Source organism: Microcystis sp. LE19-41.2A (assembly GCF_027530405.1).
GTDB classification, from domain to species: Bacteria; Cyanobacteriota; Cyanobacteriia; order Cyanobacteriales; family Microcystaceae; genus Microcystis; species Microcystis aeruginosa.
Window position 1 is genome coordinate 1 of sequence record NZ_JAPZQJ010000416.1, and the last position, 6310, is coordinate 6310.

Genomic DNA, 6310 nt, shown 5'->3' on the forward strand with positions numbered 1-6310 from the left:
CCTCCCCTGCCCCTAGGGTTGATTCATACTAGTTTTGATTCATTAATAAAACTTACCTTGAGGTGGTTAGATCCCCCCTGCCCCCCTTGATAAGGGGGGTTTGATCCCCCCTGCCCCCCTTGATAAGGGGGGTGTCTGACAGTTTTTAACACCTACCGACAATCAACCGTACCTTGAGGGGGTTTGATCCCCCCTGTCAGCCTTGATAAGGGGGGTGTCTGACAGTTTTTAACACCTACCTACTTAGTGCCAGATTAATTTCTTAGCTAGGATAGGCAAGAGGCAGCTGGAAAAAATTCTCCTGTCTCCTGTCACGGCTGCTGGCAGTAAGTAATTTTGCCGGCATCTGATATTCAAACTCAAGCAACTATGTGTCAACTTCTAGGCATGAATTGTAATGTCCCCACGGATATCTGTTTTTCCTTTGAGGGATTTTGTGCGCGGGGGGGAAAAACCGACGAACATCGAGACGGTTGGGGAATCGCCTTTTTTGAGGGTTTAGGTTGTCGAACTTTTATTGATGTTAAACCCTCGATCGCTTCTCCGATTGCGGAATTAATTAAAAACTATCCCATCCATTCTACCAATGTTATCGCCCATATTCGCAAAGCTACCCAAGGAGAAATTAAACTAGAAAACTGTCATCCTTTTCGGCGGGAATTGTGGGGGAAATATTGGGTTTTTGCCCATAATGGTCATTTAGAAAATTTCTCACCGGCTGCGGGAGATTTTTATCAACCGGTTGGGGACACAGATTCGGAAAGAGCTTTCTGTTTAATTCTTAATACCCTACGAGAGACTTTTCCCCAGGGCAAACCTTCCCTAGAGCAACTTTATCAAGTCCTAAAAACTATCACAAACTCTATCGCTTGTCAAGGAATTTTTAATTATCTTTTATCCGATGGTGAACATTTTTTTGCCCATTGTTCGACGAAATTAAGCTATATAATCCGTCAGTATCCTTTTGCCGCCGCTCATTTAATTGATGAAGATGTTAGCGTTGATTTTCAAGCTTTAGCTCGTCCAGGCGATCAAGTAGCAATTATTGCTACTACTCCCTTAACTGATAATGAAGTTTGGACAACGATTAATTCAGGAGAATTATTAGTTTTTCAGGAGGGCGCAGCAATTTTAAGTTAATCTTACCAGTGGTCACTTTGCCGAGATTTTTCTAAATCAATTAACTGAGTTTTTAGTCCTAACCAATCTAATTGATGGGCGAGGCAATCTGAACCAATTTTTCCCGCTTCTAGATAAATAACTCTCTCGGCAAATTCCTCTAACAAATCCAGTTGATGATTGACCATAATTATCGTCATTGAACTTTGATTGTTTAATACTTCTAATAACCTGGTGGCCGTGCCTGTATCTAGAGCGGAGGTGGGTTCATCTAATAACAGTATGCTCGGTTCTAACAACAAAGCTCTGGTAATTGCCACTAATTGTCTTTGTCCTAAAGATAATTCTAACTCCCCGCGCTCAAACCACTGTTGAGGAATTTTTAATAGGGATGTCCAATGGTCAATTCTCTGATTAATTTCAGCAGGGTTAAGTTTTTTTAATTGCAGAGGATAAGCGAGAGCATCTCGAACAGTCATCCCTAATAACTTCGACTCTTGTGGCAATAAAACTATCTGTTGTCGCAGGGAAATAACCGGTATTTCCTTAATCGATTTACCTTGAAAATAAATATTTCCCGTGCTTGGTTCCTGCAAACGATTTAACAATCGTAAAATAGTCGTTTTTCCTGCCCCAGATGCTCCGACAATAGCTAACTTTTCTCCTTGCTTGATGCTAAAAGTAATATCTTCTAACAGATAAGCACTACCCCGTCGGATAGCTAAATTTACTTGCTCTAGTTCTAAAATCAAGATCGGTCTTTTCCTTACTTAGTTCAAACTTATTATATAATGAAAATAGCCCAATGAGTTCGGCAGGTATTCCCCATGGTTAGTCAAGTTAACAAAACCGAGATTATCTATCCTGAGAGCGACGGTAAACCGATGGCAGATAATACTAAACAATTTAACTGGATAGTGACGATTAAGCAGAATCTCGACTGGTTATATATCGATGATCCCCAGGTATTTGTAGCGGGGGATCTGTTGTGGTATCCCGTGGAAGGCCAGCCGAAAATTGCTGCCGCTCCTGATACGATGGTAGTATTTGGCAGACCGAAAGGCGATCGAGGTTCCTACAAACAATGGCAAGAAGATAATCTTGCTCCTCAAGTCGTCTTTGAGATTCTTTCTCCCAATAATACCTCCATCGAAATGGCCAAAAAATTGCTATTTTATGATCGCTATGGAGTCCAAGAATACTACGTCTATGATCCCGATGATAATAGTCTAGAAGCTTGGCAGCGAATTGGTGACAGTTTAGACAGTGTTAGTGAGGTTAATAATTGGGTGAGTCCCCGTTTAGGCATTCGTTTTGACTTAACCGACGAGTTAAAAATTTATCGTCCTGATGGTACTCAATTTTTGTCCTACAGCGAAATTAATCAACTACTGGAGCAGGAAAAGCAACGGGCTGAAAATGAACGCCAACGGGCTGAACAGGTCAATCAGCAGTTAGTAGAAATGGAGGCAAAACTGCAAAAATATCGGCAACTTTTTGGGGAATTACCTAACTAGGGTCTGCTGAATAAATGTGAAATATAGACGAGGTAAGGGGTTTGGGGCCTGTTTGGCGAGGCAGGTGCAAGATTTTAAAGCTAGTGGCTCAAAAACCTTGCATCTTGATCGGCGATTGCGTCCTGTAGGGGCGAAGCATTCGGGCAATAACTTATTGCTGAAACCGTAGATTTTCTATCCGAATGCTTCGCCCCGATTTTTTCAGCCAGCCCTAACTAGCGAAGGGAGTATAACAAAAAAAAGAGGACTGGTTAGTCCTCTTAACAAGATTAGTTTTCGCTAAATGTTAAACACAGAATGATTGCCAGGCCTAGTAGGCTAGACCCATACTGCGGGTGGTTTCTGCTCCGAGATAAACCCGAATGCTCAAGAAATCCGTCGGACAAGCGGTTTCGCAACGTTTGCAACCAATACAGTCTTCCGTGCGGGGGGAAGAGGCAATCTGGGCAGCTTTACAGCCATCCCAAGGAACCATTTCCAGCACGTCGAGGGGACAAGCCCGAACGCATTGGGTGCAACCGATACAGGTATCGTAAATTTTAACGCTATGAGACATCGAATTATGACTCCTTACCGAGTGTTCTCCATGTTAAATTTCGGGTTTATCGGTTAGTTTACCTTACAGCGATCTGTTCATCGCTCGATCGGTGACATAACTTTAAACTCTGTAACACTTGGGGCTAAATGGCGATCGCTAGTCAGGGATCGGGCAATTCTAAAATAGCCTTAAAGAATTGCTTGCCGGGGTTACGGGGGGAACCGAAAAAGGTAATCTGGATCGCAAGATAATTTATTTCGTTTGCCAGTATGACAGAAATAGCGATCGAATCGATCCTACAGGAAAATCGGCTGTTTCCTCCCAGTGCCGAATTTGCCCAGAATGCCACCATTAAAAGCTTTGAAGAATACCAGCAACTCTACGCCAAAGCCAAGGCCGATCCCTCGGCTTTTTGGGCCCAATTAGCCGAAAAAGAATTACATTGGTTTGAAAAATGGTCAGAGATTCTTGACTGGCAGCCCCCCTTTGCTAAATGGTTCGTCAACGGCAAGATTAATATTTGTTACAACTGTATTGACAGACATCTCACGACATGGAGACGCAATAAAGCCGCCATCATCTGGGAAGGAGAACCGGGAGACAGCCGCACCATTACCTACGAACAGCTACACCGAGAAGTATGTCAATTTGCCAACGCTTTAAAAGAATTAGGCGTAAAAAAAGGCGATGTGGTCGGAATTTATCTGCCAATGATTCCCGAAGCGGCCATCGCTATGTTAGCCTGTGCCAGAATTGGCGCGCCCCACAGTGTAGTTTTTGGGGGATTTAGTGCCGATGCTTTGCGCGATCGTCTTAATGATGCGGCCGCTAAGGTGGTAATCACTGCCGATGGTGGTTTCCGCAAGGATAAAGTCGTTGCCCTCAAGGAACAGGTAGATCTGGCTCTAGCCGATAATAGCGCCCCCAGTGTGGAAAAAGTTCTCGTTGTCCAACGCAGCAAGGAACCCATCAATATGGTTGCTGATCGCGATTACTGGTGGCATGATCTACAAAAACAGGTATCTGCTAATTGTCCGGCCGAACCGATGGATAGCGAAGATATGTTATTTATCCTCTACACCAGTGGTTCCACCGGCAAACCGAAAGGAGTCGTCCACACCACCGGCGGTTATAATCTCTACACCCATGTCACCTGCAAATGGATTTTTGACCTGAAAGACACCGATGTTTACTGGTGTACTGCCGATGTGGGTTGGATTACCGGCCATAGTTATATCGTTTACGGACCGCTTTCCAATGGTGCAACCACGGTAATGTATGAAGGGGTTCCCCGTCCCTCTAATTTAGGCTGTTTTTGGGATGTCATCGAGAAATATCGGGTTAATATCTTTTATACTGCCCCCACTGCTATCCGCGCTTTTATCAAAATGGGTGAAGACATCCCCAATAGCCGGGATTTATCCTCTTTGCGCTTACTGGGAACCGTGGGAGAACCGATTAACCCGGAAGCGTGGATGTGGTATCACCGGGTTATCGGTAAAGAAAAATGTCCGATTGTCGATACTTGGTGGCAAACGGAAACCGGGGGGATTATGATTACTCCCTTACCCGGGGCAATTGCCACCAAACCGGGGTCAGCAACCCTACCTTTCCCCGGTATTATGGCCGAAGTGGTGGACTTAGACGGTAATCCCACCCAAGCGAATGAGGGGGGTTATCTGGTGGTCAAACATCCCTGGCCCGGTATGATGCGAACAGTTTATAAAAATCCCGATCGCTTCCGCAATACCTACTGGGAACATATCGCCCCCAAAGATGGCCAATATCTCTATTTTGCCGGGGATGGTAGTCGTCAGGACGAAGACGGTTATTTCTGGGTAATGGGGCGCGTTGATGACGTGATGAGCGTTTCTGGCCACCGTTTAGGGACAATGGAGATCGAATCAGCTTTAGTATCCCATCCCGCGGTAGCGGAGGCGGCTGTGGTGGGACGACCGGATGAAATTAAAGGGGAAGAAGTCTATGCTTTTGTGACTCTCGAGGGGCATTATGAAGCGAGTCCGGAGTTAGCGCAAGCATTAAAGGATCACGTTGTCAAGGAAATTGGCATTATTGCCCGACCGGGAGAAATCCGTTTTACCGATGTGCTGCCAAAAACGCGATCAGGTAAAATTATGCGTCGTCTCTTGCGAACTTTAGCATCAGGTCAAGAGATTTCTGGTGATACTTCTACTCTAGAAGATCGATCGGTTTTGGACAAATTACGGCAAGGTGCGTAATTTAATTGCCGGTTTTTCCTAGCAGTTAGGGTGAGGAATAAGAGTTAATCTTATCTCACTCTAACGGGAGTGATTCTCGGTGAACATATTTGCTCAAGCACCAAATCCATAGCTAATAATAAATCCTGTTGAAAAGGTATAGGGGAAGTGGGGAAGTGGGGAGAAACAATCCATAACTTGGGAGTTAATCACAGGATTAAAAACGGATTTAGTATAATAGCAAAGATAAGAGCGAATTGAAATTATAGGAGTTTAATCAATGACCACCACCACTGCTACGGATAATGATTTAAAAAGACTAGAAGATTTAATCCTCAATGGACAGAAGATAATCGAACATCGATTCAACGAGATCGACAATCGACTCACTATCATGGACAATCGACTCACTACCATGGACAATCGACTCACTACCATGGAAACTCGACTGATTGAGGTTGACAATCGATTGAAGGTGATCGAGAATGGACAAGCGGAAATGAAAGCTGATGTCAAAACTGTTCAAAAAGATACTACCGATTTAAAGATTGAACTCACGGAAGTTAAAGGTGATATTAAAACTCTTGATAGTAAATTTGATGACATGAATAAACGCTTAGAGAAAGTCGAAGGAACCCAAAAAAATCAAATTTGGACATTGATAACTGTCCTAAGTGGTTCCTTACTAGCCGTGGGATTTAGAAGTTTTTTTATCGACAATAATCCCTAATCTCAGCAAGAGAATTGCTATATAACAGTTTTATGAGAAAGGCTGTTAATTAGGGTTTGCTGAATAAATCTAAAAACCTTGTTGGATAAGGCTTTTAGACTTTTTTTCCCTGAAAAAGTGCCTACCATTGGAGTGATTGGGGGGAAAATTTAGGGATTTTTTCCCTGAAAATTAGGTAATTGACCAC

Annotated in this window: 6 protein-coding genes; 4 read left to right on the plus strand and 2 right to left on the minus strand. The window is 43.7% G+C overall.

The window, feature by feature from the left end; genetic code table 11:
* The first annotated feature begins 369 nt into the window (after positions 1-369).
* Complete coding sequence (locus tag O9290_RS17070) at positions 370-1140, plus strand: class II glutamine amidotransferase (RefSeq protein WP_288054590.1); 771 nt, start codon at positions 370-372, stop codon at positions 1138-1140.
* A gap of 2 nt (positions 1141-1142) precedes the next feature.
* Here O9290_RS17070 and O9290_RS17075 read toward each other — a convergent pair whose 3' ends face one another.
* Entirely contained in the window at positions 1143-1871 is a 729-nt protein-coding gene (locus O9290_RS17075; protein ID WP_288054588.1) for an ABC transporter ATP-binding protein, read from the minus strand.
* Between the two features lie 75 nt (positions 1872-1946).
* On the opposite strand from O9290_RS17075, the gene O9290_RS17080 reads away from it, so the two are divergent.
* Entirely contained in the window at positions 1947-2636 is a 690-nt protein-coding gene (locus O9290_RS17080) for a Uma2 family endonuclease (RefSeq protein ID WP_002756679.1), read from the plus strand.
* Positions 2637-2946: 310 nt separating this feature from the next.
* Here O9290_RS17080 and psaC read toward each other — a convergent pair whose 3' ends face one another.
* Positions 2947-3192: a photosystem I iron-sulfur center protein PsaC gene (gene psaC, locus O9290_RS17085; RefSeq protein WP_002734319.1), complete on the minus strand. Its 246-nt coding sequence runs from the start codon at positions 3190-3192 to the stop codon at positions 2947-2949.
* 251 nt (positions 3193-3443) lie between these two features.
* Between psaC and acs the strand changes: the two genes are divergently transcribed.
* Complete coding sequence (gene acs / locus O9290_RS17090) at positions 3444-5414, plus strand: acetate--CoA ligase (protein WP_288024253.1); 1971 nt, start codon at positions 3444-3446, stop codon at positions 5412-5414.
* A 259-nt stretch (positions 5415-5673) separates the two neighbouring features.
* Complete coding sequence (locus O9290_RS17095; RefSeq protein WP_288054586.1) at positions 5674-6123, plus strand: hypothetical protein; 450 nt, start codon at positions 5674-5676, stop codon at positions 6121-6123.
* Positions 6124-6310 lie beyond the last annotated feature (187 nt).

What these genes read in the sequence shown, in the direction of transcription:
- acs (WP_288024253.1), top strand. Translation starts at nt 3,444, where the DNA reads ATGACAGAAATAGCGATCGAATCGATCCTACAGGAAAATCGGCTGTTT.
- O9290_RS17095 (WP_288054586.1), top strand. Translation starts at nt 5,674, where the DNA reads ATGACCACCACCACTGCTACGGATAATGATTTAAAAAGACTAGAAGAT.
- psaC (WP_002734319.1), bottom strand. Translation starts at nt 3,192, where the DNA reads ATGTCTCATAGCGTTAAAATTTACGATACCTGTATCGGTTGCACCCAA.
- O9290_RS17070 (WP_288054590.1), top strand. Translation starts at nt 370, where the DNA reads ATGTGTCAACTTCTAGGCATGAATTGTAATGTCCCCACGGATATCTGT.
- O9290_RS17080 (WP_002756679.1), top strand. Translation starts at nt 1,947, where the DNA reads ATGGTTAGTCAAGTTAACAAAACCGAGATTATCTATCCTGAGAGCGAC.